This is a genomic window from Micromonospora sp. NBRC 110038, from assembly GCF_020884815.1.
Classification (GTDB): domain Bacteria; phylum Actinomycetota; class Actinomycetes; order Mycobacteriales; family Micromonosporaceae; genus Micromonospora; species Micromonospora haikouensis.
In genome coordinates this window covers 166,775-192,674 of sequence record NZ_BBOL01000006.1, presented here as the reverse complement: position 1 = coordinate 192,674, position 25,900 = coordinate 166,775, and the positions used below count along the sequence as shown (strand labels likewise).

General features: G+C 74.5%; 23 protein-coding genes. 8 read left to right on the top strand and 15 right to left on the bottom strand.

The annotated features are described in order from the left end of the window. Positions 1–197 precede the first annotated feature (197 nt). The 11 genes from LPU61_RS21970 to LPU61_RS21920 form a co-directional block, all read right to left on the bottom strand. Complete coding sequence (locus tag LPU61_RS21970; RefSeq protein ID WP_229405947.1) at positions 198–995, bottom strand: sugar phosphate isomerase/epimerase; 798 nt, start codon at positions 993–995, stop codon at positions 198–200. Further along, positions 980–1,831, bottom strand: a complete 852-nt coding sequence (locus LPU61_RS21965; protein ID WP_229405946.1) for a triose-phosphate isomerase family protein — start codon at positions 1,829–1,831, stop codon at positions 980–982. Before LPU61_RS21965 ends, LPU61_RS21970 begins: the two co-directional genes overlap by 16 nt. A gap of 4 nt (positions 1,832–1,835) precedes the next feature. Continuing rightward, a complete protein-coding gene (locus LPU61_RS21960; protein ID WP_043968385.1) occupies positions 1,836–2,309 on the bottom strand; it encodes a ribose-5-phosphate isomerase in 474 nt (157 codons plus the stop codon). Then, on the bottom strand, positions 2,306–4,069 hold the full coding sequence (locus tag LPU61_RS21955) for a dihydroxyacetone kinase family protein (RefSeq protein ID WP_229405945.1): 1,764 nt from the start codon (positions 4,067–4,069) through the stop codon (positions 2,306–2,308). Before LPU61_RS21955 ends, LPU61_RS21960 begins: the two co-directional genes overlap by 4 nt. Then, positions 4,066–4,929: a phosphogluconate dehydrogenase C-terminal domain-containing protein gene (locus tag LPU61_RS21950; protein ID WP_043968380.1), complete on the bottom strand. Its 864-nt coding sequence runs from the start codon at positions 4,927–4,929 to the stop codon at positions 4,066–4,068. Before LPU61_RS21950 ends, LPU61_RS21955 begins: the two co-directional genes overlap by 4 nt. A 163-nt stretch (positions 4,930–5,092) precedes the next feature. Then, a complete protein-coding gene (aceB, locus tag LPU61_RS21945; RefSeq protein ID WP_229405944.1) occupies positions 5,093–6,664 on the bottom strand; it encodes a malate synthase A in 1,572 nt (523 codons plus the stop codon). Between the two features lie 88 nt (positions 6,665–6,752). Further along, positions 6,753–7,868, bottom strand: a complete 1,116-nt coding sequence (locus LPU61_RS21940; protein ID WP_229405943.1) for a hydroxyacid dehydrogenase — start codon at positions 7,866–7,868, stop codon at positions 6,753–6,755. Next, entirely contained in the window at positions 7,865–8,719 is an 855-nt protein-coding gene (locus LPU61_RS21935; protein ID WP_229405941.1) for an amidohydrolase, read from the bottom strand. The genes LPU61_RS21940 and LPU61_RS21935 overlap by 4 nt, the downstream gene beginning before the upstream one ends. 4 nt (positions 8,720–8,723) lie before the next feature. Further along, on the bottom strand, positions 8,724–9,644 hold the full coding sequence (locus tag LPU61_RS21930) for a carbohydrate ABC transporter permease (RefSeq protein ID WP_043968377.1): 921 nt from the start codon (positions 9,642–9,644) through the stop codon (positions 8,724–8,726). Positions 9,645–9,646: 2 nt separating this feature from the next. Next, positions 9,647–10,531 (bottom strand): carbohydrate ABC transporter permease, encoded by an 885-nt coding sequence (locus LPU61_RS21925; protein WP_043968375.1) that lies wholly within the window; start codon positions 10,529–10,531, stop codon positions 9,647–9,649. Between the two features lie 93 nt (positions 10,532–10,624). After that, positions 10,625–11,959 carry an ABC transporter substrate-binding protein gene (locus LPU61_RS21920; protein WP_199486155.1) on the bottom strand — a complete coding sequence of 445 codons (1,335 nt, stop codon included), beginning with the start codon at positions 11,957–11,959 and terminating at the stop codon, positions 10,625–10,627. A 387-nt stretch (positions 11,960–12,346) separates the two neighbouring features. On the opposite strand from LPU61_RS21920, the gene LPU61_RS21915 reads away from it, so the two are divergent. The 7 genes from LPU61_RS21915 to LPU61_RS21885 are packed head-to-tail and all read left to right on the top strand — an operon-like array spanning position 12,347 to position 17,463. Then, positions 12,347–13,285 (top strand): NAD(P)-dependent oxidoreductase, encoded by a 939-nt coding sequence (locus tag LPU61_RS21915; protein WP_229405940.1) that lies wholly within the window; start codon positions 12,347–12,349, stop codon positions 13,283–13,285. Between the two features lie 40 nt (positions 13,286–13,325). Beyond that, the gene (locus LPU61_RS21910) at positions 13,326–14,102 is read left to right on the top strand and encodes an SDR family NAD(P)-dependent oxidoreductase (protein WP_229405939.1); all 777 of its coding nucleotides are present in this window, start codon (positions 13,326–13,328) and stop codon (positions 14,100–14,102) included. Then, positions 14,099–14,557, top strand: coding sequence for a carboxymuconolactone decarboxylase family protein (locus tag LPU61_RS21905; RefSeq protein ID WP_043968372.1), 459 nt, complete (start codon positions 14,099–14,101; stop codon positions 14,555–14,557). Before LPU61_RS21910 ends, LPU61_RS21905 begins: the two co-directional genes overlap by 4 nt. Before the next feature lies 1 nt (position 14,558). Continuing rightward, complete coding sequence (locus tag LPU61_RS21900) at positions 14,559–15,809, top strand: Tm-1-like ATP-binding domain-containing protein (protein ID WP_229405938.1); 1,251 nt, start codon at positions 14,559–14,561, stop codon at positions 15,807–15,809. 1 nt (position 15,810) lies between these two features. Then, positions 15,811–16,635 carry a phosphoenolpyruvate hydrolase family protein gene (locus LPU61_RS21895; protein WP_229405937.1) on the top strand — a complete coding sequence of 275 codons (825 nt, stop codon included), beginning with the start codon at positions 15,811–15,813 and terminating at the stop codon, positions 16,633–16,635. Between the two features lie 25 nt (positions 16,636–16,660). Then, positions 16,661–17,080: a cupin domain-containing protein gene (locus LPU61_RS21890; RefSeq protein ID WP_229405936.1), complete on the top strand. Its 420-nt coding sequence runs from the start codon at positions 16,661–16,663 to the stop codon at positions 17,078–17,080. After that, on the top strand, positions 17,077–17,463 hold the full coding sequence (locus LPU61_RS21885) for a cupin domain-containing protein (RefSeq protein WP_043968368.1): 387 nt from the start codon (positions 17,077–17,079) through the stop codon (positions 17,461–17,463). Before LPU61_RS21890 ends, LPU61_RS21885 begins: the two co-directional genes overlap by 4 nt. A 69-nt stretch (positions 17,464–17,532) precedes the next feature. On the opposite strand, the gene LPU61_RS21880 is transcribed toward LPU61_RS21885, so the two are convergent. Beyond that, a complete protein-coding gene (locus LPU61_RS21880; RefSeq protein WP_229405935.1) occupies positions 17,533–18,921 on the bottom strand; it encodes a hypothetical protein in 1,389 nt (462 codons plus the stop codon). Between the two features lie 246 nt (positions 18,922–19,167). Here LPU61_RS21880 and LPU61_RS21875 point away from each other — a divergent pair, with 246 nt between their 5' ends. Next, on the top strand, positions 19,168–21,777 hold the full coding sequence (locus LPU61_RS21875) for a glycoside hydrolase family 78 protein (RefSeq protein ID WP_229405934.1): 2,610 nt from the start codon (positions 19,168–19,170) through the stop codon (positions 21,775–21,777). Between the two features lie 81 nt (positions 21,778–21,858). Here the strand turns inward: LPU61_RS21875 and LPU61_RS21870 are convergent, their stop codons facing one another. Genes LPU61_RS21870 through rhaI form a run of 3 tightly spaced genes read right to left on the bottom strand, consistent with a single transcriptional unit; the run spans position 21,859 to position 25,845 of the window. Continuing rightward, positions 21,859–22,875, bottom strand: a complete 1,017-nt coding sequence (locus tag LPU61_RS21870) for an aldo/keto reductase (protein WP_043968364.1) — start codon at positions 22,873–22,875, stop codon at positions 21,859–21,861. After that, positions 22,872–24,671, bottom strand: a complete 1,800-nt coding sequence (locus LPU61_RS21865; RefSeq protein ID WP_229405933.1) for a hypothetical protein — start codon at positions 24,669–24,671, stop codon at positions 22,872–22,874. Before LPU61_RS21865 ends, LPU61_RS21870 begins: the two co-directional genes overlap by 4 nt. Further along, positions 24,664–25,845 (bottom strand): L-rhamnose isomerase, encoded by a 1,182-nt coding sequence (gene rhaI / locus LPU61_RS21860; RefSeq protein WP_229405932.1) that lies wholly within the window; start codon positions 25,843–25,845, stop codon positions 24,664–24,666. Before rhaI ends, LPU61_RS21865 begins: the two co-directional genes overlap by 8 nt. Between the last annotated feature and the right edge of the window lie 55 nt (positions 25,846–25,900).

Genomic DNA, 25,900 nt, shown 5'->3' with positions numbered 1-25,900 from the left:
CTGTGCTCGACGAGCTGTCTGTGCGCTTCCGATCCACCATCCATCGAGATGCATGAGTTCTCAACGATCGCGCCCGGTGAGATACTCGACAGATCTATCTGCCCGAGCCGATGAATTCGACGGGCTCGCCTACGTGTCACCCGGCCGGAGGGCAGCACCTGCGGCGGGAACCCGGCGCGTGGGGGTTGACCGGGGGCTCAGCTCCCGGCCCGGCGCAGGAACTCCACGCTGTGCCGGGTCCACTCGTCCTCGACCGCGCAGGTGCGCTCGATCGAGTCCTGCCGGGGCAGCCAGTGCTCGACGATCTGGTTGATCCCGCGCTCGACCGGACGGACCCACGCCACCATCGCGGCGTAGTCCAGCAGGCCGGTGCCGAGCGGGCAGCCGACCAGCGAGAAGCCCACCCAGCCCGGGGCCCGGGTGAAGGCGAAGTCCTTGACGTGCAGGTTCACCACGTACGGCGCGGTGCGCTCCACGGTGGTGGCGGGCAGTTCGAGCCGGGCCACGCAGTTCGCCGGGTCGAGGCACACCCCCAGGTGCGGGTCGTCCACTCCGCGTACCACCGCGAGCAGGTCGTCGGTGGCCACCTGCTCGTAGGTCTCCAGGCCGATGGTGACGCCCCGGGCGGCGTACCCGGGCAGGGCGGCGGCGAGCAGGGCGACGGCCTCGGCGACGGTCGGCCGGTGCGCGGCGGTGTTCAGCATGGTGCGCACGAAGCCGACGTCGAGCCGGCCGGCCAGGTCCAGGTAGCGGGCCAGGTGCGGGCCATCGACGCCCCGGGTGCCCAGCTCCAGCCGGACGCCGAGGGCGGACGCCCGGCGGCGCAGCCGCTCCAGCTCCCCGTCGGACGCCTCCTCGATCGGCGGGTAGTCGCAGACCTGGAAGACGGTCGCGCCGGCCTCGGCGGTCCGCTCGACCATGTCGGTCAGGGACAGCGGGCGCTGCGCCGCCGTCCAGCGCCAGAAGAACGAGTACGTGCTCAGGCCGATGGCCACGGCGGCTCCCCGGTGCGGGCCGGCGCGCCACCGGCGGTGTCTGCGGTGTCCCCGGTGGCGGCACTGTCCCCGGCGGCACCGGTGAGGGCGGTCGCCTCGTCGAGGATCGCGGCCAGGGCCGCCGGGTCGTGGGCGAACCGGCCGAGGAAGAGCCCGTCGACCCGGTCGCCGAGCCGGCCGAGCAGCCCCGGTCCGGCGCTGCCGCCGTAGATCACCCGGCTGCCGGCCCGGCCCGGCTGGTCGGCGATCCAGTCGCGCAAGGGACCGGTGACGGCCCCGATGTGCTGCGGCGGGGCGGGCTCGGGCCGGCCGATGGCCCACCACGGCTCGTACGCCAACACCACGGGACCGGGCGGGGCGGCGGCGAGGGCGGCGCGGGCCTGGGCGACGCAGTCGGCGGCGGCCGCCGGGGCGTCGACCCGGTCGGGCTCGCCGACGCAGAGCACCGGCGTCAGGCCGTTGCGCAGCGCCGCCGTGGTCTTGGCGGCGACGACGGCGTCGTCCTCCCCGAAGAGGGTACGGCGCTCGAAGTGCCCCACCTCGGCGTAGCGGCAGCCCAGCTCGGCGAGCAGCGCGCCGCTGGTGCCGCCGGTGACCGCGCCCCGGTCGGTGTGGTGCAGGTCCTGGGCGCCGACGTGGACGCGGGTGCCGGCGAGGACGCCCCGGACCGGGGCGATCAGCGGCGTCGACGGCAGCACGAACAGCTCGACCCGTCCGGCCTGGACGGCGTCGTGGGCGCGGGCCAGTCGCGCCACGTCCGCGCACCAGCGCAGCGTCTCGCGTTGCCCGAAGTACATCTTGAGGCTGACCCCGACGGTCAGCGGCCGGTCGCGCATCGGCTCAGCACGACCCGGTCGACTCGTACGTCGACATCAGCCGGACCTTCGCCCCCGACGGCGACGAGTCGTCGAAGTCGTAGCCCAGCCACTCGCGGGCCAGCCGGCGGGCCAGCTCCGGCCCGATGACGCGCTGGCCGAAGGTGAGGACCTGGGCGTTGTTGCTCAGGATGGCCCGTTCGACGGAGTAGCTGTCGTGGGCGGTGACCGCGCGGATGCCGGCGACCTTGTTGGCGGCGATGGCCACGCCCAGGCCGGTGCCGCAGACCAGCAGCGCCCGGTCGGCCCGGCCCGCCGCGACGATCTCGGCGGCGGCGATGGCGACGATCGGGTACGCGGTGTGCCCGTCCGCGTCGACGCCCACGTCGATCACCTCGGCCACCCGCTCGTGGCCGCGCAGGTCGGCCTTGAGCATCTCCTTGTACTGGTAGCCGGCGTCGTCGGCGCCGACGACGATCCGCAGTCTGCTGGCGCTCATCGCGCGGTCTCCTCTTCACGGGTGGGTGCGGTGGCGGCGGCTCCGCCGACGGCGTCGGCGACGGCCGCCAGGATCAGGGCGAGCGAGACCGCCCCCGCGTCCGGGGCGCCGACGCTGCGGTGGGCCAGGGGGCGGGCCCGACCGACGCGGGGCACCAGGTCGGCGGTGGCCCGGGCCGCCACGTCGGCCACGGCGGCGGCCTCCCGCCAGGCGGCGGCGACCGGCTGTCCGGCCTGCACGCGGTCGGCCAGCGTGGCGGCGAAGGGCGCGAACGCGTCGACGAGGGTCTTGTCGCCGACGGCGGCCCCGCCGACCCGGGTGACGTCGGCCAGCGCCCGGGAGACCGCCCCGGTCACCCGCGCGGCGGTCGGCTCGCGGTCGTCGCCGAGGGCCACGGCCGCCCCGCGCAGGGCCACCCCCCACAGCGCGCCGGAGGTGCCGCCGCCGGCGTCGGCCCAGGCGTCCCCGGCCCGGGTCAGCGCGGTGCCGACCCCGGCGCCGGCGGCGACGGCGGCCACCGCAGCGGCCACCGCGGCGTTGACGCCCCGGCTCATCCCGATGCCGTGGTCGCCGTCGCCGGCCAGGGCGTCGATGCGGCCCAGCTCGTCGGCGTGGGCGTCGACGGCGTCCCGCGCCGCCACGAGCGCGCCGAGCAGGCGGCGGCCGGCGGCCCGCGACGCGGGGCTCGCGGGCGGCACGGGTTCCTCCGCCTCCTCGGCGAGGACCGGCGCGGGCGGCGCGGCGGCGGTGGCCGACAGGCCGCGCCGGAAGCCGGGGGCGTCGGCCGGGGCGCACCACAGCGGGACCAGCTCGTCGGTCAGCCAGCACACGGTCAGCGAGACGCCGGCCATCTCGAAGCTGGTCACCAGCTCGCCGACGGCTGGGGCGACGACCTGCACACCGGCGGCGGCGAGCAGCTCGGCGACCCGCCGGTAGACGACGAACAGCTCCTCGTACTTGACGCTGCCCAGCCCGTTGAGCAGGACGGCGGCCCGCTGGCCGGCGGGGGCGTCGATCCCGGCCGGCAGTTCGGCGAGGACGGTGTCGACGAGGAGCTCGGCCAGGCCGTCGGCGCTGGGGCGGTCCCGCTCGTCGATGCCGGGCTCGCCGTGGATGCCCAGGCCGACGGCCATCCGCCCGCCGGGGACCGCGAACAGCGGGGCGGCCGCGCCGGGCAGGGTGCAGCCGGTCAGGGCGACCCCGAACGAACGGGTCCGGGCGTTGGCCAGCCGGGCGATCCGCTCCACCTCGTCGAGGTCGAGCCCTCGGTCGGCGGCGGCAGCGGCCACCTTGAACACCACCAGTCCCCCGGCGATCCCCCGCCGCCGGTCGGCCTGTTCGGCCGGGGCGCTGGCCAGGTCGTCGGTGACGGCGACGGCGCGGCAGTCGACGCCCTCGGCCTCCAGGTGCACCCGGGCGGCGGTGAAGTTGAGGACGTCGCCGGCGTAGTTGCCGTATGCCAGCAGGATCCCGCCGCCGCCGGACGCGGCCCGCGCCACCGACCGGACCTGCCGGGCCGACGGGGACGCGAAGACGTTGCCGACGGCCGCGCCGTGGGCGAGGCCGTCGCCGACCAGGCCGGCGAACGCCGGGTAGTGTCCGCTGCCGCCGCCGACGACGACGGCGACCCGCCCCGGTGCGGGGGCGGCCGCCCGGACCACGCCGCCGCTCACCCGGCGCACCAGTCCCGGGTGGGCCGCGGCGAAGCCGTCGAGGGCCTGCTCGGCGAAGCGGGCGGGGTCGTTGGACAGGCGGGTCATCGGGCCGGCCGCACCGCGTCGATACGCAGCATCCGGGCGATGACGGAGTCCAGCTCGGCGTCGTCGAAGATGCGCTTCCAGTCGTCGCGCACGATGGTCTCCCGCCCGTAGTCCATGGCGATGAGGCACGCCTCGGAGAACGGGTTGGAGCCGCGCAGCGAGTTGCTCAGCGCCACCTGGATGTGGCCGAAGAGCATCGCCTTCGCGGCCGGCTCGGGCACGCCGACGGTGTGGACGGTCTCGTGCAGCGCGTCGCGGAGCAGGCCGCTGATCATGCAGGCGACGGTCTCGACCAGGGTCGGCTCCAGGACGGCGAGCTGCTTGACGGTGACCCAGTGCACGTCGAGCACCGGGCCGTACATGATGCGGACGACGTCCTCGACGCGCGCCCGTACGGCGTCGTCGCCGGACTCGAGCGCGGCGACGACGTCCTGGGCGGCGGCGACCCCGCCGAAGGTGTCGGCGTACTCCTCGCCGGTGGTGCGCTCCAGGAAGACCGACGGGTGGCAGGGGTGGGCGCAGGCGAGGTGGATGTCGTCGCGGCGGGCGAGGACGCCGGCGTAGGCGGCGGCCGGGTCGAGCGTGAGCACGACGGCGCCCGGCTTGAGCAGCGGCACGAGCTGCGCGGAGATCTCCCCGAGCAGCACGTCGGGAACGGCGAGGACGACGACGTCGCTGTCGGCGGCGGCGGTGGCCGTGTCGCTGAGTTCGCGGCCCTCGGCGGTCACCCGGGCCTGGGCCGGCGGGTGGTTCTCGCAGTAGCGGACGGTGTGGCCGCTGCGCTGGAGGTTGGCCGAGATCCGCAGGCCCATCTTGCCGCCGGCGCCGACGACGGTGATGACCAGGTCCGAGGTGGACATGAGGGGCTCCTCACGAGGGTGGCAGAGAGTTGGCGAAGGGTGGGGCCGGCGGGCGGCGGGAGGCGGGCGGTCCCGGGCGGATGCCACGGGGTCACGGCCCGACGAAATGAAACGTTACAGTAGATGGCGCGGGACGGTCAACGGGCCGCCTCGCGACGGCGACCTACAGCCGGTCGTACGCCACCAGGGTGAGGAATTCCGGCAGCTCGTCGGCGAGGGCGACGCGCGCGAAGACTTCCCGCGCGTCCTCCGGGCGACCCTGTCGCCACACCCGCTCGCCGACCTCGGCGGCGATCCGCGCCATCTCCTCGGCGAGGATGCCGGCCACCAGGTCCCGGGTGACGACCCGCCCGTCGGGGAGCTGCGCGCCGTGCCGGATCCACTGCCAGACCTGGGATCGGGCGATCTCGGCCGTGGCGGCGTCCTCCATCAGGTTGTCGATCCCGGCCGCGCCCCGACCGGTCAGCCAGAACGACAGGTATTGAAACGTCACACTGACGTTGCCCCGCAGCCCGGCCTCGGTGACCGACCCCGGGGTGGCCGCCACGTCGAGCAGGTCGGCCGGGGTCGTCGTGACGTCGTCGCGCCGCCGGTCGATCTGGTTCGGCCGCTCCCCCAGCACCGCGTCGAACGCCGCGCGGGCCACCGGCACCACGTCGGGGTGGGCGACCCAGGTGCCGTCGAAGCCGTCGCCGGCCTCACGGCGCTTGTCCGCGTCCACCGCCGCCACGGCCCGGGCGTTGGCCTCCGGGTCGCGGCGGGACGGGATGAGGGCGGCCATGCCACCCATCGCGAACGCGCCGCGCCGGTGACAGGTGGCCACCAGCAGCTCCGTGTACGCCCGCATGAACGGCACGGTCATCGTCACCGCCGTGCGGTCCGGCAGCACGAACCCCGGCCGATCCCGGAAAGTCTTGATCATCGAGAAGATGTAGTCCCAGCGGCCGGCGTTGAGCCCGTACGAGTGCTCCCGCAGCTCGAACAGGATCTCGTCCATCTGCAGCGCCGCCGGGAACGTCTCGATCAGCACCGTGGCCCGGATGCTGCCCCGGGGCACCCCGAGCGCGTCCTGGGCGTGGACGAACACGTCGTTCCACAGCCGCGCCTCCAGGTGGTGCTCCAGCTTCGGCAGGTAGAGGTAGGGTGCGCTGCCCCGCTCCAGCAGCCGGCGGGCGTTGTGGAAGGCGAACAGCCCGAAGTCCATCAGCGCCCCGGCGACGGGGACGCCGTCGACCAGCAGATGCTTGTCGACCAGGTGCCAGCCGCGCGGGCGGACCAGCAGCGTGGCCGGCGAGTCGACCAGCCGGTACCGCCGGCCGTCGGAGGCGTCGTGGGTGATCGTCCGGTCGATCGCGTCGGTCAGGTTGAGGTGGCCCTCGACCTGGTTGCGCCAGGTCGGGCTGTTGGCGTCCTCGAAGTCGGCCATGAAGCCGCAGGCCCCCGAGTTGAGGGCGTTGATCACCATCTTGCGGTCCGTGGGGCCGGTGATCTCGACACGGCGGTCGGCGTAGTCGGGGCGGGGCGCGGCGACCCGCCAGTCGCCGGCCCGCACGTCGGCGGTCTCCGGCAGGAAGCCGGTCGGCGCGGGTCGGGCGGTGCGGGCGGCCAGCAGCTCCCGCCGGCGCGGGTCGAAGCGGCGGTGCAGCTCGGCCACGAATTCCAGGGCGGCCGGGCTGAGCACCTCGGCCCGCGCGCGCTCGCTCAGCGGCGGCGCGGCGGAGTAGGAAACGGTCACGGTGGCTCCTCCAGTCTCGGCGGCGACCAGAGGGCCGCCATGCACCAGCTCTCGGCGGCCGGGGCCGCTGGCGCCCGGCCGGGGCGGTTCAGTCGGGTTCGCGGGGGACCAGTTCGTGGCGGGGGTGGTGGCCGCGGATCACGCGGATCACCTCGTCCACCATCAGGTCGAAGAAGCGCGGCTCGCTGGCGGCGGTGACCCCGGCGATGTGCGGGCTGAGGAAGACGTTGGGCAGGGCGCGAACGGGGTGCCCGGCCGGGATCGGCTCCGGGTCGAACACGTCGAGGCAGGCGACGATGTCGCCGGTCGCGAGCCGGTCGAGGAACGCGGCCGAGTCGACGACCGCGCCCCGGGACACGTTGACGAAGACCGCGCCGGGCCTGAGCAGGGCGATCTCGCGGGCGCCGAGCAGGCCCCGGGTGGCGCTGGTCAGGGGGGCCAGGCAGACCACCACGTCGGACCCGGAGAGCACGCCGTCGAGGCTGGTCAGGGTGAGGTCGTAGACGTCGGCGAGCACCCGGGGCGCGTACGGGTCGTGGGCGAGGACGTTGACGTGGAACGGGGCGAGCAGTTCCAGCAGCCGCCGGCCGATGTGGCCGAGCGCGATGATGCCGACCGTCCGGCCGGTCAGCTCGCCGTTGCGGTAGCCGGGGTCGTCGAGGAACACGCCGCGGTCAGGCCAGAGCACCTCGTCGGCGACGAGGCGGCGGAACAGCGCCCCGGCGTTGCGCAGGCCGACGAGCATCAGCGCGAGCGCCCACTCGGCCACCGGGTCGGAGGAGCCGTTGGTGGTGTCCACCGCCCAGACCCCCCGGGCACGGGCGGCGGCGACGTCGACGCGGTGGGCGAAGCGGTCGCCGTGGGTGTCGCCGACGAGACGCAGCCGGGGCGCGGCGGCCAGCACCTCGTCGGTGACCCGGGGGCAGCCATGGCTGACGACCAGCGCGTCGAGGTCGGCCACGAAGGCGGTCAGCCGGGCGACGGTCGCCGGGTCCGTCGGCGGCGGCGCGGTGGAGCGGTCCGGTCCGTCGAACTCCAGCCAGGCCACGTCGGCGACCCCGGCGAGGCGGGCCAGCGCGGCCTCGGTGACGAAGCGCTCCCGGGTCGCCCGGTTGCACGCGACGCCCACCCGGGGGCGGGGCGGCGGGGTCACGTGCGGGCGGGGCGGCGGGGTCACGTGCGGGCGGGGCGGCGGCGGGGTCATGCGCGGACTCCTTCCGGGTCGCCGAGCAGCCCGGCGAGGGTGCCGCCGAGGACCAGCGGCAGGTCGGCCGGCGCGATGAAGTCGCAGTGCCGCCGCACCGCCTCCAGCGACTGCCGGTACGTCATCGCCGCGCCGGAGGCCGGATGGTCCGAGCCCCACACCAGGCGCCGGGGGCCCCACGTCTCGTAGTACGCCCGGACGACGTCCAGCGCCGCCCGGTGCGGCACGTCCCAGGGGTCGGCCGCGCCGTACTGGAGGCCGGAGACCTTGACGATCAGGTTGGCGGGGGCGGCCGGGTCGAGCACCCGGGCCAGGGCGTCGGCGACGCCGCCGGGCCAGGGCGGCACCAGGGCCAGGTGGTTGCACAGGATGGGCAGGCCGGGCACGGTCGCGGCGAGCGCGCGCAGGTCGGCGTGCCAGGCCGGCCCGGCGGCCAGCCCCATGAGCAGGCCCCGGCGCTCGGCGGCGGCGAACAGCGCCCGGGCGTCCGCCGAGCGCAGCCACCCGTCGTTGTCGGGGCCGAGGTAGTGGCTGATCCCGGCGAGCGGGTACCGGTCGGCGAGCGCGGCGAGCCGGTCGGCGGCCCCGGCCGTGTGGTGCCGGGGGCTCCACCGGCTGTCCAGGTCGGCGAAGTGGTGGAGCCGCCCGGGGTGCCGGGCCACCGCCGCCGCGACGTAGTCGTTGTTGTCGGCGTTGCGGTCGATCTCGGCGGCCACCACGACCGCCCGGTCCACCCCGGCGGCGGCCATCTCGTGCAGCAGCACCTCGACCCCGCCCCGGGTGGCGTCGTCCGGCACGGGCGGCCGGTACGGCCAGCGCGGCCAGGCGTGGGTGTGCGCGTCGACGATCACCGGTTCAGCCCTTCAGCGACCCGGCCGCCAGGCCCTTCATGATCTGCTTGTTGATGAACACGTAGACGACCAGGATGCCGAGCACGGTGGTGCAGATGCCGGCGAAGAGCGGGCCGTAGAGGGTCGAGCCGTACTCGCCGTTGAAGTTGAGCAGGCCCACCTGGATGGTGCTCAGCTCCTTGCTGGTGTTGAAGGTCAACGCGATGAGCAGGTCGTTCCAGACGGAGAAGAACATCAGCAGGCCGAGGGTGAGCAGGCCGTTGCGGACCATCGGCAGGCCGACGGAGAAGAACGCCCGGAACACCCCCGCCCCGTCCAGCGTCGAGGCCTCGAACAGCTCCCGGGGCACGGCCCGGAAGTAGGCCGCCATCAGGAACACCGTCAGTGGCAGGCCGTGCCCGACGTAGGTGAGGATGAGCGGCAGCAGCGAGTCGGTGAGGCCGAGGCGGAAGTAGATCGTGAACAGCGGCAGCAGGATCAGCTGCAGCGGCAGCATCATCCCGCCGACGATGAGCAGCAGGACGGTGTTGCGCCCCTTCCAGACCATCACCTCCAGGGCGAACCCGGCCGCCGCGCCGAGGGCGAGGATGAAGAACAGCGACGGCAGGGTCACCAGCAGGCTGTTGCGGATGACGGTGCCGATGCCGCCGAGTTCCCACGCGTCGACGTAGTTCTGGAAGTTCAGCTCGCGGGGCAGCGACCACAGCGGCTCGGTGATGAACTCGTTCTCGGTCTTCAGCGAGCTGGCGAACATCCAGAACAGCGGGTAGATGGTGATCACCAGCAGGACGGCGATCACCAGGCCGGTCCAGGCGCGGTTGCCCACCCGACGCCAGTTGACGCCGCGGCGGCGCGACGGCGCGGGCGGGGCAGGTGCGGTCGCGCGGGTCGCCACCGGCGCGGAGGGGTCCGTACGTGTCGCCATGGTCAGCCCTTGGTGAGGTCTCGTCGGGAGGAGCGGAACAGGAAGAGCGTGACGGTCAGGCAGATGGTGGTGATCAGGATCGCCAGGGTGCTGCCGTAGCCGTAGTCGCTGTAGAAGAACGAGGTCTGGAACATGTAGAGGTTCAGCGGGGTGGTCGACGTCCCGGGGCCGCCGTTGGTCAGCGCCACCACGGAGTCGAAGACCTTCAGCGAGGAGTTCAGGCTGAAGATGATCGAGGAGATCAGCACCGGCAGCGCCAGCGGCAGCACGATGTGCCGCAGCAGCCGCCAGCCGACCGCCCCGTCGAGCCGCGCGGACTCCAGGACCTCGCCGGGGATGTCGAGCAGGCCGGTGTAGAGCAGCACCGCGTAGAAGCCCATGGTGCGCCACAGGTCCATCAGGATGATGACCCAGAACGCCTTGCTGCCGGTGGAGAACCAGTCGGTCGCCCCGAACCCCAGGACGTCGAGCAGGCTGTTGGCCGGGCCGGTCTGCGGCGCGATGGCGAACATCTTGGAGAACAGCAGGCCGACCGCGACGGTGGGCAGCACCACCGGGAAGAAGACCAGGGTACGGATGAGCGCGGAGGCCCGGCGCAGCACGAAGACGTAGAACAGGGCCAGCGCCAGGCCGAGCAGGATCTGCCCGACCGTGATGACCAGGGCGTAGGTCACGGTGAACCGCAGCGAGGTCGGGACGATCGGGTCGTCCAGGAGCTTGCGGAAGTTGTCGAGCCCGACCGGGCGGAAGCCCTCGATCACGTTGCCGGTGGAGAAGGCGTAGAACAGCGACCACACCGACGGCACCAGCATGATCGCCGTGTACATGAACAACGCGGGCCCGAGCAGGATCGCGATGGCCCTTTTGTCACCGAATACTCGGTCCATTGATTACCCGTCCCAACCAAGGATGCCTGACCGGTGGGGCCGTCCACCGGGCGGCGGTCACCCGCCGCCGCCCGGTGGACCGGCCCGCCGGAACTACTGTGCCGCGGAGAGGTCGTTCTGGAGCAGGCTCATGTACTGCTCGGGCTTCATGGCACCGGTGAGCAGCGGGGCGGCGTTGGCGCTGGCGTCGCCGGTCGCCTTGGTGTTGAACAGGGCCTCGAACCACAGGACCGTGGAGGTGCTGGCGTCGATGCGCTTCTGCAGGTCCTGAGTCAGCGGCGGGACGTTGGCCACCGGCTTGCCCATCTTGAAGCCGGAGAAGGCGCCCTGGGTCTCCATCAGCCCGCTGGCGTAGTTCTCGGCGATGCACTTGAGCCAGCCGCCGACCTCGGGGCTGTACTGCTTGGCGGAGATCGCCGTCGGCGCGCCGACGTTGGCCGGGTACTGGTCGATCGAGCCGCTGCCGCCGGTGACGGCGGGGACGGGCATGAACCCGATCGCGTCGCCGAGGGGGTTCTTCTTCGGGTCGTTGATGCTGGCCAGCAGCCAACTGCCCATGTACATCATGGCGGCCTTGCCGTTGAGCAGGTTGGCCGTGGCGGTGTCGTAGTCGACGGAGGTGACCCCGTCGACGAAGTAGCCGGCCTTGCCGAGGTCGGCGATCGCCTGGGCGGCCCGGACGTACTCGGGGTCGGTCAGCTTGGCCTGCCCGTCGGCGACCTTCTTCAGCGCGTCGGGGCCCAGGTCACGCAGGATGTACGCGCCGACCCAGCGGCTGATCGTCCAGCCGGTCTTGCCCGAGGCGGTGAACGGGGTGATCTTGGCGGCCTTCAGCTTCGCGGCGGCGGCGAGCAGCTCGTCCCAGGTGGCGGGGACGGCGATGCCCTGCTCCTCGAAGATCTTCTTGTTGTAGAAGATGCCTTCGATGTTGTACTGGAACGGGATGGTCGGGTACACGCCACCGCCGTAGAGCTTGTCGATCGTGTCGGACGCGGCCGGGGTGAGCTTGTCGGCGACGCCGAGGTCGGTCAGTGCCTTCTTGACGTCGACGAGCTGACCGGACTTCTGCAGCGCCCCGTCCTTGTTGATCAGGGCGTTACCCCCGGCGAACAGGACCGGGAGCGCGTCCTGGCCGGCGAGGAGCTGCACCTTCTGCTGCATGTTGCTGCTGGGGGTCTGCTCGATCTTGAGCGGCAGCGCGTCGTTCTGGGCCTTGCACTCGCCGGCGGCGAGCCGGTTGAGCTCGGCGGGGATCTGGGTGTTCTCGGTGGTGAACAGCGCCGAGAACGCGGTGGGCTTGGAGGCGGAACCGGACTTGGTGCCGGTGCCTGCCGCACTGCATCCCGAAACCAGCAGGGCGGCGGCGCTGACAGCCGCTACTGTGCGTAGTGTGGGGTGCGTGCGAGCAGCTCGCCAGGTTCTGATCACGGGTGCTCCTCGGGGGCAGGGATGGTCGTGCGAAGCAACGCGCATAGCCGGCCGGCCTTTAAATCGTTTCAACGGACGGATGCTACCTGCGTCACATCCGCAGTGTCAACAGGCTGTTTCCCGCTTGTAACGCGGCCCGGCCGCCGCCCCAGCTCTGCCGGTCGACGGGGCGACAGCAACACGGAGCAGGGCGGAATGCGCGCACGCCGGACAGGCAGCGGGTGGCGCACCGGCAGACGGGCTTGCCAGCACCGTTCTGAAACGTTATACATGCAGGGCCCCTCGCCGCCCGCCGCCGTCGGCCTCGTCCCGCCCCCGGGGCCACGAGGAGCAGCCGCGCGCCGTCCGGGCGCGCCTGCCCGCCACCGACCACGGAGTGCAGATGCCATGACCGACAGTGACGGCGACGCAGGTGTCTGCGTCCTCGTGCCCGATGAAGAGGGCGCGGCGGCGCTGACGGCGTACCCACTGCTGCGCCCGCAGCTGCTCGGGCCCGGCGGGGAGCCGACGGCCGGGCAGCGCGACCACGCCGTCGTCCTCGTGCACGGCTTCCACCCGGTGGAGCGCACCCTCGCCCTGCTTCCCCGGCTCCCCCACGTCCGGCTCGTGCAGACCCTCAACGCCGGCTACGACGGCTGGATCGGCCGGCTGCCGCCCGGCGTGGGCCTGTCCAACGCCCGTGGCGCGCACGGCGCGGTCGTGGCCGAGTGGGTCGTCGCGGTGCTGCTCGCGCACCACCGGGAGCTGGCCTTCTTCGCCGAGGCGCAGCGCCGGCGGCGCTGGGAGCGCCGGACCGGCCGGTCGCTGGCCGGCAGCCGGGTGGCGGTCCTCGGCGCCGGCGACATCGGCCGGCACCTCGCGGGCCTGCTGCGCCCCTTCGGCTGCGAGGTGACCCTGGTCGGGCGGCATGCCCGCGCGGGCGTCCTGTCGACCGTCGGGTTCGCCGCCGTCGCGGCCGAGCAGGACGTCGTCGTCCTCGCGCTGCCGGCCGGCCCGGACACCGACCGGATCGCCGACGCGCGGTTCCTCGCCGGGCTGCGCGACGGCGCGGTGCTGGTCAACGCGGGCCGGGGCACCCTGGTCGACACCGACGCGCTGCTGCGCGAGACCGGCGGCGGCCGGTTGCACGCGATCCTGGACGTCACCGACCCCGAGCCGCTGCCGCCCGGGCACCCGCTGTGGGACGCGCCGAACGTCACCCTCACCCCGCACGTGGCCGGGGTGACCGAGGGGATCGCGGCGCGCGCCTGGGCCGTGGCCGCCGCGCAGATCGACCTGTTCGCCCACGGCCGGCGACCCGACAACCTGGTCATCGACCCCACCTGAGCCAACCGGACACCTCCACCCGAAGGGAACCTCCCGCGACATGACAGCCCCACCCGCGCCGTCGGCCCGCCCGCTGGCCGGCCGCCGTGCCGTCGTCACCGGCTCCGGCGGCGCCCTCGGCCGCCGCATCTGCCGGGCCCTCGCCGACCAGGGCGCCGCCGTGGCCGGCCTGGACATCTCCGCCGAGGCCGCCGCGGCCACCACCGCCGACCTCACCGCCCGGGGGGCCACCGCCCGGCACGACGCGGTCGACCTGCTCGACTTCGCCGCCGTCGTCGCGGCGGCCGACCGCACCGCCGCCGAGTGGGGCGGCATCGACATCCTGGTCAACACCGCCGGTGGCGGCCTGGTCCGGCCGTTCGCCGAGCTGACGCTCGACGAGTGGCAGACCCAGCTCGACCGCAACCTCACCAGCGTGTTCACCTCCACGCGGGCGGTCCTGCCGCACATGCTGCCCGGCGGCTGGGGGCGGATCGTGTCGCTGTCGTCCATCGCCGCCGTGCGCGGCGGCCGGCTGGTGCGCAACGCCACGGCGTACGCGGCGGCCAAGGCCGGGGTGATCGGCCTGACCAAGGCGCTGGCCATCGAGCTGGCCGAGACCGGCATCACCGTCAACGCCATCGCCCCCGGGGCGCAGGCCACCCCGGGCCGGGACCGGGACACCCCGCAGCGCCGGGAGGAGCTGCTCGCCCAGATCCCCACCCGCACCCTCGGCCAACCCGACGACCTGGCCGCCTCGGTGGTCTTCCTGTGCCAGGAGTCGGCCGCGTACATCACCGGCGTCACCCTCGCCCAGGACGGAGGGCACTCGATTTGACCACGGAACCGACCGGGACGCCCGAGGCCGGACAGAGCCGGCTCGACCGGGGACGGCGGGCGTTCAACGAGATCTACGGGCCGGGCGCGGCCGACGTGTTCCTGCAGCGCCGCTCCGGCCTCGGCGCCGACCTGGCCCGCTTCGGGCTGGAGTTCAACTTCGGCGACGTCAACTCCCGGCCCGGCCTCGACCTGGCCCGCCGGGAGATCGCCACCCTCGCCGTGCTCATCGGCATGGGCGGCGCGGACCCGCAGATCGCCGGGCACACCAAGGCCGCGCTGCGGGTCGGCCTCACCCCCGCCGAGATCGTCGAGGTGGTGATCCACTGCGTGCAGTTCGTCGGGTTCCCCCGGGCGATCAACGCGCTCGCGGTGGTCCGCGCCGCGCTCGCCGACGCCGGGGTCGACGTCGACGACCCCGACCCGCCCGCCCCACCGCTGCCCGAAGGGAGCTGACATGTCCACCGCCCCGAAGGAGGCCGGCATGCCCACCGTCGTCCTCGTCGGCACCCTCGACACCAAGGGCCCCGACTACGCGTACCTGGCCGAGCGGCTGCGCGCCCTCGGCGTCGACGTCCTCGTCGTGGACGCCGGCACGGCCGCGCCGCGCGGCCTCACCCCGGACGTCACCGCCGACGAGGTCGCCGAGGCCGCCGGCACCACCGTCGCCGAGCTGGTCTCGGCGGGCGACCGGGGCGCGGCGGTCACCGCGATGGGCCGGGGCGCGGCGGCGGTCGTCGGCCGGCTGGTCGCCGCGGGCCAGGTCGACGGCGTGCTGGCCGCCGGCGGCTCCGGCGGGTCGTCGATCGCGGCGGCGGTGCTGGCCGCCTGCCCGGTCGGGCTGCCGAAGCTGCTGGTCTCGACCATGGCCTCCGGCGACGTCTCCCCGTACGTCGGGGCGAAGGACGTCACGATCATGTATTCGGTCGTCGACGTCGCCGGGGTCAACCGGATCTCCCGGCTCGTGCTCGGCAACGCCGCCGCGGCGATGGCCGGCATGGCCCGCGACCGGTCCCGCGCCGACACCGCCACCGACGCCCGGCCGATCGTCGCGGCCAGCATGTTCGGCGTCACCACCCCCGCCGTCGAGGCCGCCAAGGCCCGGCTGGAGGAGCTGGGGTACGAGGTGCTGGTCTTCCACGCCACCGGTGCCGGGGGCCGGGCCCTGGAGGGGCTGGCCCAGGCCGGACTGCTCGCCGGGGTGTTGGACCTGACCACCACCGAGCTGGCCGACGACCTGGTGGGCGGGGTGCTCACCGCCGGGCCGGACCGGCTCACCGCCGCCGGGGCGGCCGGTGTGCCGCAGGTGATCGCGCCCGGCGCGCTGGACATGGTCAACTTCGGGCCGGTCGACACCGTGCCGGAGCGCTTCGCCGACCGGCTGTTCTTCGTGCACAACCCGACCGTGACCCTGATGCGCACCACCGCCGACGAGATGGCCGAGCTGGGCCGGCGGATCGGCGCGAAGGCCGCCGCCGCGACCGGCCCGACCGAGGTGTTCTGGCCCGACGGCGGGGTGAGCGCGCTGGACGCGCCCGGTCAGCCGTTCGCCGACCCGGCGGCCGACACGGCGTGCCGCGACGCCCTCGCGGCGGCCCTCGCCGCGCACGGCCGGACGCTGCACCGCGTCGATGCGCACGTCAACGCGCCGGAGTTCGCGGCGGCGATGGCCGACACCCTGCACCGGCTGATCCAGAAGGGAGCCTGAGATGGAACGCGCGGAGGCGCTGCGGCGGCTGCGGGAACAGGCGGTCGCCGGCCGGCCGATCGTCGGCGCGGGCGCCGGCACCGGCCTGTCGGCCAAGTGCGCCGAGGCCGGCGGGGCCGACCTGATCATCATCTACAACTCGGGCCGCTACCGGATGGCCGGGCGCGGCTCGCTCGCCGGCCTGCTGCCCTACGGGGACGCGAACGCGATCGTGGTCGAGATGGCCGCCGAGGTGCTGCCGGTCGTGCGGGACACCCCGGTGCTCGCGGGCGTCTGCGGCACCGACCCGTTCCGGCTGATGCCCCGCTTCCTCGACGAGCTGGCCGCGATCGGCTTCACCGGGGTGCAGAACTTCCCCACCGTCGGCCTCATCGACGGGGTGTTCGGACAGAACCTCGCCGAGACCGGGATGGGCTTCGACCTGGAGGTCGAGATGATCCGGCTGGCCGCCGAACGGGGCCTGCTCACCTGCCCGTACGTCTTCGACCCCGAGCAGGCGGCGGCCATGACGGCGGCCGGGGCGGACGTGCTGGTGCCGCACATGGGGCTGACCACGTCCGGCACCATCGGCGCGCGGACCGCGCTGACCCTCGACGAGTCGGTCGAGCGGATCCAGGCCATGCGGGACGCCGCCGTGGCGGTGAACCCGGACGTGCTGGTGCTCTGCCACGGCGGCCCGATCGCCGAGCCGGACGACGCCGCGTACGTGCTGGCCCACACCACCGGCGTGGTCGGCTTCTTCGGCGCCTCGTCGATGGAACGCCTGCCGGTGGAGCGCGCCCTGACCGCCCAGGTCCGCGCCTTCAAGTCCCTGCCCACCTCCTGAAGCCAACCCCCGATCGGAGACCCCCATGCCATCCACCCACATCCCCGCGCACGACGTGGAGACCTTCAGCTTCGACTGGGGCACCATGAAGTGGTTCGTCTCGCCGGTGACCATCCCCGGGGCCGTCAACTCCCAGGGCGAGGTCATCATCAACCCGGGGCAGGGCCACGGCCGGCACCTGCACGCCGGCGCGGACGAGCTGATCTACGTGGTGTCCGGGGCGGGGGTGCAGACCGTCGGCGACGACGAGTTCGCCATCGCCGAGGGCGACATGGTCTACATCCCCCGTGGCACCCTGCACTCGACGATGAACTCCACCTGGCGCACCCTGCGGCTGCTGGTGACGTACACGCCGGGCGGCGAGGAGCAGGCGCTGACCGGGCTGCCCGACTTCTGCCGCCACCCGGCGGGTGAGGTCGTGGCCTGGCAGCGGCCGGGCGCGTGAGCGTCCTGCGGCTGGGCGCCGGCCAGCGGTGGACCGTGGACGGGCCGGCCTGGAGCGACCTGTCGGCGGTCGGCTGGTTCAGCCTGGAGCGGGCCGGCTTCCGGTTCGACCGGCATCACCACTCCTGCCCCGAGTACTGGGCGGTGGTCGAGGGCCGGGCCCGCGTCGCCGTCGGGGCGCAGGAGTACGACGTCGCCCCCGGTGACCTGGTCTGCACGCCGGCCGGGGTGGAGCACGACATCCTGCGGGCGTACACCGACGACCTGCGGCTGTTCTTCTTCGTCGCGGCCGTTCCCGAGGGCGAGCCGGCCGGGCACCTGCACCGGGAGCCGGAGTTCGCCCTGGGCCACGACGTCGGGCGACCCGGACCGCCGGCCGGCTGACCGGTCGCCACGACGATCGGGGCGGGGACCCTGCACGGGTCCCCGCCCCGATTCGTGTCCGGCAGCGGGTCAGGCGCGGGCGCGCAGGGTGTCGCCGACGGCGGCGAGGTTGTCCAGCCGCATCTCGGAGTACTTGCGGGACAGGATGATGCCGTCGGCGCCGCCGTCGAGCGCCGCGGTGACCGAGGCGCGGACCTCCTCGGGGCTGGTCTTCTTGACGTGCTCCGGGGTGGGCACGTCGAGGTCCAGCCCCGGGTACACGGCGGCCCGGCCGGCGACGGCGGCCACGGTGCGGCGGGTCTCCCGGGTGACGTAGTCGGCGGACAGGCCGGTGGCGGGCAGGTCGTCGAACCGGACGGCCTCGTCGTAGCCGAGCACGCCCCGGTAGAGGTCGTAGAGGGTCTGCTCGTCGACCCCGGCGAAGATGCTCCGGGCCACCTGCCGGATGTGGTGGTGCAGCCGGTAGCCGGCGCAGTTGTTGTAGAGCACCGGCTTGACGAAGTCGGCGTACTCGGCGAGGGCGGTGAAGTCGGTCTGGGCCCGGTAGAGCGGGGAGAACGAGTTGTGGTGCCAGACGTGCCAGCCGACCTGCACGTGCGGGGCGAGGAACTTCGCGGCGCCGTAGAGCTGGCGGCGCAGGGCCTCGAAGCCGTCGGTCCAGAGCTGCTCCCAGGCGAGGATCTCCGGGTACTCGGTGAGCAGGCGCAGGAAGCGCACGAAGCCGCTGTCGCCGCCGGGGTCGGCCCCGCCGTGGGCGAGCCGGTGCAGCGCGACGTACCCCTCGCGGGCCCGGCGCACGTCGATGCCGCGGCGGTGGCCGGCGGTCTCGCAGTGCGGGCAGAAGCAGTACGGGTTGCCGTCACGGGCGAAGCCGCCGTCGCCCAGGACGTTGCCGAGCGGGCCGTGCCGCTCGGAGCCGAACATGAGCCCGTCCAGCGGGTAGCTCTTGAGCTGGTCCTCGATCAGGCCGAGCCACCAGGCGACGTAGTCGGGGTTGCGCACGCAGGCGTACGGGTCGGCGCGGCCCCAGGCGTCGACCTGCAGGACCTTCGGCCAGTTCGGCACGTGCCGGGTCAGCCCGGAGTGGGTGTTCTCCAGGACGAACGAGTAGACCCTCATGCCGCGCCGCCGGGCGGCCGGGATGACCTGTTCCAGCACGTCGAAGCCGGCGACCTCGCGGTCCGGGGCGCGGAACGGCCCGAGCGCGGTGTTGGCGTAGAACTCCGGGTGCTGGGTGACGTACGAGCCGCCGACGTGGTGGTGGTCGAGTTCGCGGGCGCCGTGGCCGGGCCAGGGGCGGCTCACCACCTGCCGGCCCTGCAGGCCACGGTCGAAGGACTGGGTCGCCACGAACACGGCGTCGACCGCCGCGGCCTCGCCGACGATGTCGAGAACCTGGTCGACGCCCTCGTCGACGAAGGAGATGGCACCGATCTGGATTCCCACCAGGGACCCCACACGCTCTCCTCGGGGGTGCGCGCCCGCGGCCGTCCCGCCGTGGGGCGGACCGCGCGTCGGGGCGGGTCAGCGGCACGGCGGCGACGGAACCGGAGGCTGAGACGTTTCAATCTGCGACCCACGCTATGCCCGTCACCACCGCCGGTCAAGCGGCGTTACGACTCGACACCCTGCGGCACGACACTTGTGAAACCTTTCATTGACTCGTAACGTACCCGGTGCCACCGGACGGTCGAGAGGAAGCCCATGAGCAACGCCGACCCCGCGCCCCGGACGACGGTCCAGGCGCCCCGCGTCGCGCACGTCGACCCGGCGATCGGCATCGGCGAGCCCGCCCCCCGGCTCTCGTTCCGCGTCACCGACGCCCCCGCCGGCTGGCGGCAGGTCGGCTACGAGGTCGAGGTGACCGGGCCGGACCGGGCCGCCCACCGCAGCGGTCGCCTCGACTCGGCCGACTGCGTGCTGGTGCCCTGGCCCGCGCCGCCGCTGCGCCCCCGCGAGCGGTGCGAGGTGCGCGTACGGGTCTGGGGTGCCGACGCCGACGAGCCCACGCCGTTCAGCGACCCGACCACCGTGGAGGCCGGCCTCGACGCGGACGACTGGCAGGCGGAGTTCGTCTCCGGCGACTGGGCGGTCGACCCCACGGTCGAGCAGCCCCCGCCGCTGCTGCGCCACGAGTTCGACGTCACCGGCGAGGTCACCCGGGCCCGGGTCTACGCCACCGCCCTCGGCGTCTACGAGCTGGAGCTCAACGGCGCCCGCGTCGGCGACCAGATCCTCGCCCCGGGCTGGACCAGCTACCACCACCGGCTGCGCTACCAGACCTACGACGTCACGGGGCTGCTGCGGCCGGGCCGCAACGCCGTCGGCGGCTGGCTCGCCGAGGGCTGGTACGCGGGCCGCCTCGGCTTCCACGGCGGCCACCGCACCGTCTACGGCAGCCGGATCGGCCTGCTCGCCCAGCTGGAGATCGAGTACGCCGACGGCCGGCGGCAGCTCGTCGCCACCGACGGCTCCTGGCGGGCCGCGACCGGGCCGCTGACCGCCTCCGGCCTGCTCGACGGCGAGCACCACGACGCCCGCCGCGAGCCCACCGGCTGGTCCTCGCCCGGCTTCGCCGCCGACGGCTGGACCCCGGTGCGCGTGCTGCCCCGCCCGGCGGCGGCCCTGGTCGCCCCGACCGGCCCGCCCGTGCGTTGCGTGCAGGAGGTGCCCGTGGCCGAGGTGGTCGACGCCACCGGCGGACGGATCATCCTGGACTTCGGGCAGAACCTGGTGGGCCGGCTGCGGATCACGGTCACCGGCCCGGCCGGGCAGACGGTGCGGCTGCGCCACGCCGAGGTGCTCCAGGACGGCGAGCTGTTCGTCCGGGCGCTGCGCGGGGCGAAGGCCACCGACTCGTACACGCTGCGCGGCGGGGGCGTCGAGACGTGGGAGCCCCGGTTCACCTTCCACGGCTTCCGCTACGCCGAGGTCACCGGCTGGCCCGGCGAGTTCGATCCGGCGGCGGTGGTGGCCCGGGTCCACCACACCGACATGGTCCGCACCGGCACGTTCGAGTGCTCGGACCCGCTGGTCAACCGGCTGCACGACAACGTCGTGTGGAGCATGCGGGGCAACTTCCTGGACATCCCGACCGACTGCCCGCAGCGCGACGAGCGGCTGGGCTGGACCGGCGACATCCAGGTCTTCGCCCCCACCGCCGCCTTCCTGTACGACTGTGCGGGCATGCTCTCGTCGTGGCTGGTCGACCTGGCCGCCGAGCAGCTGCCCGACGGGACCGTGCCGTACTTCGTGCCCCGCATCCCCGCGCCGAGGTGGGAGCCGCCGCAGCCGACGGCGGTCTGGGGCGACGCCGCCGTGCTCACCCCCTGGACGCTCTACGAGCGCTACGGCGACCGCGACGTGCTGGCCCGGCAGTACGCCAGCGCGAAGGCGTTCGTCGACCTGGTCGACCAGCGGGCCGGCGCGGACCACCTGTGGGACAGCGGCTACCAGCTCGGCGACTGGCTCGACCCGACCGCCCCGCCGGACGACCCGGAGGACGCCAAGGCCGACCGCTACCTGGTCGCCACGGCCTACTTCGCCCGCTCCACCGGGGTCCTCGCCCGGATGGCCGAGGTGCTCGGGCGGCACGCCGACGCACAGCGCTACGCCGCCCTCGCCGCCGCCGTCACCGAGGCGTTCCAGCGCCGGTACGTGCTGCCCTCCGGGCTGCTCGACAACGACGCGCAGACGTCGTACGCACTGGCGCTGCGGTTCGGTCTAGTGCCGGCCGGCGGCCCGCGCCGGGCGGCGGCCCGGCGGCTGGCCGAGCTGGTCGAGGAGGCCGGCTGGCGCATCGCCACCGGGTTCGCCGGCACCCCGGCCATCTGCGACGCGCTCGCCGACAACGGCGAGGTGGAGACCGCGTACCGGCTGCTGCTGAGCACCGACTGCCCGTCCTGGCTGTACCCGGTGACCACCGGCGCGACCACGATCTGGGAGCGCTGGGACAGCCTGCTGCCCGACGGCACGGTGAACCCGGGGCAGATGACGTCGTTCAACCACTACGCGCTGGGCGCGGTGGCGGACTGGCTGCACCGCACGGTCGCCGGCCTCGCCCCGGCCGAGCCCGGCTACCGCCGGCTGCTGGTGCGGCCCCGGCCCGGCGGCGGTCTGCGGCACGCCCGCGCCGCGCTGCTGACCCCGTACGGGCCGGCGGCGGTGGGCTGGCGGCTGGCCGACGGCGAGCTGGCCGTCGAGGTGACGGTGCCGGCCGGCGCGACCGCGCGGGTCGAGCTGCCCGGCGCCGAACCGACGGAGGTCGGCTCCGGCGCGCACCGGTTCACCGTGCCCTGGAGCGAGGCGGCCTGACGGCCCCACGGCCCGGCCCCGGGGGCGGGGTCGGGCCGCCACCCCGCGCCCGGCGGGTCCGACACGTGGTCGGGGGGACGGTCAGACGCCCGGTGCGGTGGGCCGCGCCACCCGGGGCTTCGGCTCGCGGATCTCGGCCACGTCGATCGCGTCGAGGCGGGCCAGCACCTCCGCGTCCGGGATCAGGGCGGCGGCGCGACCGGCGGCGGCCACCTCCTCGGGGTTCTCCGCGCCGACGATCGCGGCGGCCACCGTGGGCCGGGACAGCAGCCAGGCGACGGCCAGCTCGTCGGCGCGGTGCCCGGCGGCGGCGGCGATCTCCTCCACCTGGGCGGCGGCGGCCTGCTGGGACGGGGTGAACGCGCCGCCGCCCCACCGGGACTCCCCCGCGTGCGCCCTGGTGCGGGCCGCCGCCCCGGCGAGCAGCCCTCCGGCGAGCGGGCTGAACGCCACCACCGACAGCCCGAACCTGTCGGCGAGGGGGACGATCTCCGCCTCCACGCCCCGGGCGAACAGGTGGTAGCGCACCTGGAGGGCGACGGGCGGGTGCAGCCGCCGGTCGTCGCAGATCCACAGCGCGTGCACGGTCTGCCAGGCCGGGAACGTCGACAGCGCGCAGTGCCGGGCCTTGCCGGCGCGGACCAGGTCGTCCAGCGCGGCGAGGGTGGTCTCCAACGGGGTGGCCGGGTCGGGGTGGTGGGCGTAGAAGACGTCGACGTGGTCGGTGCGCAGCCGGCGCAGGCTGCGGTCGAGCTGGGCGAACAGGTGCCGGCGGGACAGTCCCCGGTCGTTGACGCCCGGGCCGACCGGCTCCTGCGCCTTGGTGCACAGCACCACGTCGTCGCGGCGGCCGGCCAGGGCCCGGCCGAGGATCTCCTCCGCCGACTCCCGCTCGGCGGCCGGGGGCACGCCGGGGCGGTCGAAGTGCGGCAGGTTGCCGTACGCGTTGGCGGTGTCGACCAGGTTGATGCCGGCGTCGAGGGCGGCGCCGACGACAGCGTCGGCGCGGGCGGCGTCGGGCGCCACGCCGAAGGTCGCCGTGCCCAGGGCGATCCGGGAGACCCGGATGCCGGACGGGCCGAGCAGCGCGTACCTCATGGTTGTCCTCCTCGTGGCTGCCGGTCGACCACCACGCAGGGGGTGGGCGTGCCGGCGGTGCGGGCCGGTTCGCGGCGCAGCGTGCCGGCCACGGCGTGCAGCACCTCGGCGGTGGGCGGGAAACCGCCGGCGGGCGGGTCGTCGGCGAGGCAGGCCAGCAGGTCCAGCCCGCCGGCCGGGCCGCGCAGCCGCAGCCCGGTGGTGCCCGGCGGCGTCGCCCCGGGCAGCCGCCGCCAGCCGGCCGTGCCGGCCAGCTCCCGCAGCGCGAACCACACGGGGTACGCGGCGAACGCGTCGCCGGCCGGCTCGCCGACGCCGCGCAGGCCGGTGGTGTGGCACAGCGACACGCGGGCCACCCCGGCGGCGGCGAAGCCGGCGAGCGCGGCCACCGTCCAGGCGGCGTGGAACACCGACCGCTGCCGGGCGAGCCCCGGGCCCCAGCCGTACGCGGGGCCGGGCGTGGCCGCCCCCCACGAGTCCCAGTACGGCAGGTGACCGACCGGGCCGACCAGCAGCGGTCGGCCGCCCGCCAGCTCGGTGGCGGCGGCCAGCACGGCGGGGTGGCTGTCGAGCGACGATCGCACGGCGGCCCGGTCGACGTCGTGCGCGCAGGACGCGATCGGGAACGTGACGACGTCCAGCTCGTCGACCGGCGGCGCGGCGAGCAGGGCGGCCAGGTGGGCGCGGCTGCCGCCGCCGATCGCCACGCCCGCGCCGAGGCGGGGGCGCAGGGCGCGCACCAGCGCGGCGGAGGTGCGGGCGGTGCCCGCGTCGAACGCGAGGACGGTGGTCAGCCGGCCGTCGAGCAGGCCGGGCAGCTCGGCGGCGGGCCCGGGGTCGGTGGGGTCGGCGACGAGGGTGAGCACGACCGGCACGTCCAGGGCGCGGGCCGCCGTGGCGTCGGCGGCCAGCAGGTCCCGCCACCGGGGGTGGGCGAGGTCGGTGGTCAGGTGGAGGAAGGCCGGCCGCAGCTCGGCGACGGCCGCGAGGGCGGCCGGCGGCAGCGCTCCCCCGGAGTGCTGCAGCCCCAGCGGGGGCATGACGCCGGCCGGGGTGGCCGCGTCGGGCCGGCGGGGGCGGGCGCGGGCCGGGCTCGGCCGGCCCGGGGCGGCGGTGATCCGGAGCCGGTGGCGCAGCACGTCGCCGGGGCGCAGGACGATCGGGCGGGGCCCGGCCAGCGGCGGCGTGTAGGTCTTGAAGCCGTCGTCGGACCAGTCGCGGTGGTCCTCCACCTCGAACTCGCCGCCGTCGAGTTCCAGCACGACGCCGGTGGGGGCGAGGTCCAGCTCCATCCGGGCGCCGGCGGCGAACACCGGCGACCGGGCGACGTGCCGGGGGAACGCGAACCCGGCCGGGATCCCGCCCGGGTGGCCGCGCACCGGGCGTCCGGCCTGGTCCCCGGGGTGCAGGACGGCCGGGCCGACCCGGTTGACCCGCACCGTGCGGGTGCCGGCGGGCCGGGACTCGAACACGACGTCGAAGCCGTCGGGGACGGCCCGGATCTCGCCGCGCAGGTCGAGACCGTGCCCCGGGTAGCGCGCCGTGAACGTGGCGGCGGGCCCGTCCCGGCCGGGCGGGGCGAGGGTGTACGCCAGCGCCGCCCGCTCGGTCGACCAGTCGGTGGCCCGCACGGTGTGCAGGACGCGGGTGAGCACCCGCCGCCCGTCGAGACGGACGTCCTCGATCCCGCGCGCCGTGAGCCGGGCCGACCACCGCCCCAGCGCGAGGTCGTGCCACGGTTCGGCCGACTCCCGGTCCCCCCAGGCCAGCTCGTCGGCCCCGCCGGTGTCAGGCACCCCAGCCGGCCTGCTGTCCACCGACGCGTTCGGCGCGGATCTTCTCGAAGTAGCCGGAGCGGGCGTACGCGCCCACCGGGTCCGGATCCAGGCCCGCGTCCGCGCGCAGTTCGGCGAGCACGGGCCGCACGTCGGTGTGGTACGCGTCCATCAGCACCGCGTTCGCCGCGAGCACGTCACCGGCGTCCTGGGCGGCCCGCAACGCGGCCCGGTCGACCAGCAGCGCCTTCGCAGTGGCCTCCTGCACGTTCATCACCGACCGGATGACCGCCGGGATCTTCGGCTCGATGTTGTGACACTGATCGAGCATGAACGCGACGCCGGCCTCCGGACGCAGGGCATCGGCCAGCACGATCTCGTGCATGATCCGGAACAACTGGAACGGATCCGCCGCACCCACCATCAGATCGTCGTCGGCGTAGAACCGCGAATTGAAGTCGAAACCACCCAACTTCCCGGCCCGCAACAGGACCGCCACGATGAACTCGATGTTCGTCCCCGGCGCATGATGCCCGGTGTCGATCACCACCTGCGCCCGCTCACCGAGACTGAGACAGTGCGCGTAGGCGGTGCCCCAGTCGGGCACGTCGGTGGCGTAGAAGGCCGGCTCGAACAACTTGTACTCCAACAACATCCGCTGGTCGCCGCCCAGCCGGCCGTACGTCTCCCGCAACGCCTCCGCCAGCCGATCCTGCCGAGCACGCACGTCGTCCTGACCCGGATAGTTGATGCCGTCGGAGAACCACAACTTCAAATCCCGCGAACCGGTCGCGTCCATGACATCGACGCACTCCAACAGGTGCGCGACAGCCTTGCGGCGCACCGCCGTGTCCGGATTGGTCACGCTACCGAGCTTGAAGTCATCGTCCTGGAAGACGTTCGCGTTGATCGCGCCCAGGGCCACGCCCTGCTCCTTCGCATGACGGGCCAGATCCGCGTAGTCGTCCACCCGATCCCACGGAATGTGCAGGGCCACCGTCGGGGCCACCCCGGTGAACCGGTGCACGGTGGCGGCGTCGGCGATCTTCTCGTACGGATCCCGCGGCACACCCTCCTGCGCAAACACCTTGAACCGCGTACCAGAGTTGGCGTACGCCCAGGAGGCCGTCTCGATGCGCTGCGCGCGCAGGGCCTGCTCAAGCCGGGCCCGGGTGGTCGGGGACAGCTCAGGCATCGGGTGCCTCCCCCGGTGCGGGGGCGCCGGGGGATCCCGGGCCCGTCCCGGGCAG

Coding starts and splice junctions, on each gene's coding strand:
- LPU61_RS21955 (WP_229405945.1), bottom strand. CDS start 4,069: ATGACCCGCCTGTCCAACGACCCCGCCCGCTTCGCCGAGCAGGCCCTC.
- LPU61_RS21965 (WP_229405946.1), bottom strand. CDS start 1,831: ATGCGCGACCGGCCGCTGACCGTCGGGGTCAGCCTCAAGATGTACTTC.
- LPU61_RS21940 (WP_229405943.1), bottom strand. CDS start 7,868: ATGACCCCGCCGCCGCCCCGCCCGCACGTGACCCCGCCGCCCCGCCCG.
- LPU61_RS21925 (WP_043968375.1), bottom strand. CDS start 10,531: ATGGACCGAGTATTCGGTGACAAAAGGGCCATCGCGATCCTGCTCGGG.
- LPU61_RS21895 (WP_229405937.1), top strand. CDS start 15,811: ATGGAACGCGCGGAGGCGCTGCGGCGGCTGCGGGAACAGGCGGTCGCC.
- LPU61_RS21930 (WP_043968377.1), bottom strand. CDS start 9,644: ATGGCGACACGTACGGACCCCTCCGCGCCGGTGGCGACCCGCGCGACC.
- LPU61_RS21950 (WP_043968380.1), bottom strand. CDS start 4,929: ATGTCCACCTCGGACCTGGTCATCACCGTCGTCGGCGCCGGCGGCAAG.
- LPU61_RS21900 (WP_229405938.1), top strand. CDS start 14,559: ATGTCCACCGCCCCGAAGGAGGCCGGCATGCCCACCGTCGTCCTCGTC.
- LPU61_RS21910 (WP_229405939.1), top strand. CDS start 13,326: ATGACAGCCCCACCCGCGCCGTCGGCCCGCCCGCTGGCCGGCCGCCGT.
- LPU61_RS21960 (WP_043968385.1), bottom strand. CDS start 2,309: ATGAGCGCCAGCAGACTGCGGATCGTCGTCGGCGCCGACGACGCCGGC.
- LPU61_RS21870 (WP_043968364.1), bottom strand. CDS start 22,875: ATGAGGTACGCGCTGCTCGGCCCGTCCGGCATCCGGGTCTCCCGGATC.
- LPU61_RS21875 (WP_229405934.1), top strand. CDS start 19,168: ATGAGCAACGCCGACCCCGCGCCCCGGACGACGGTCCAGGCGCCCCGC.
- rhaI (WP_229405932.1), bottom strand. CDS start 25,845: ATGCCTGAGCTGTCCCCGACCACCCGGGCCCGGCTTGAGCAGGCCCTG.
- LPU61_RS21915 (WP_229405940.1), top strand. CDS start 12,347: ATGACCGACAGTGACGGCGACGCAGGTGTCTGCGTCCTCGTGCCCGAT.
- LPU61_RS21890 (WP_229405936.1), top strand. CDS start 16,661: ATGCCATCCACCCACATCCCCGCGCACGACGTGGAGACCTTCAGCTTC.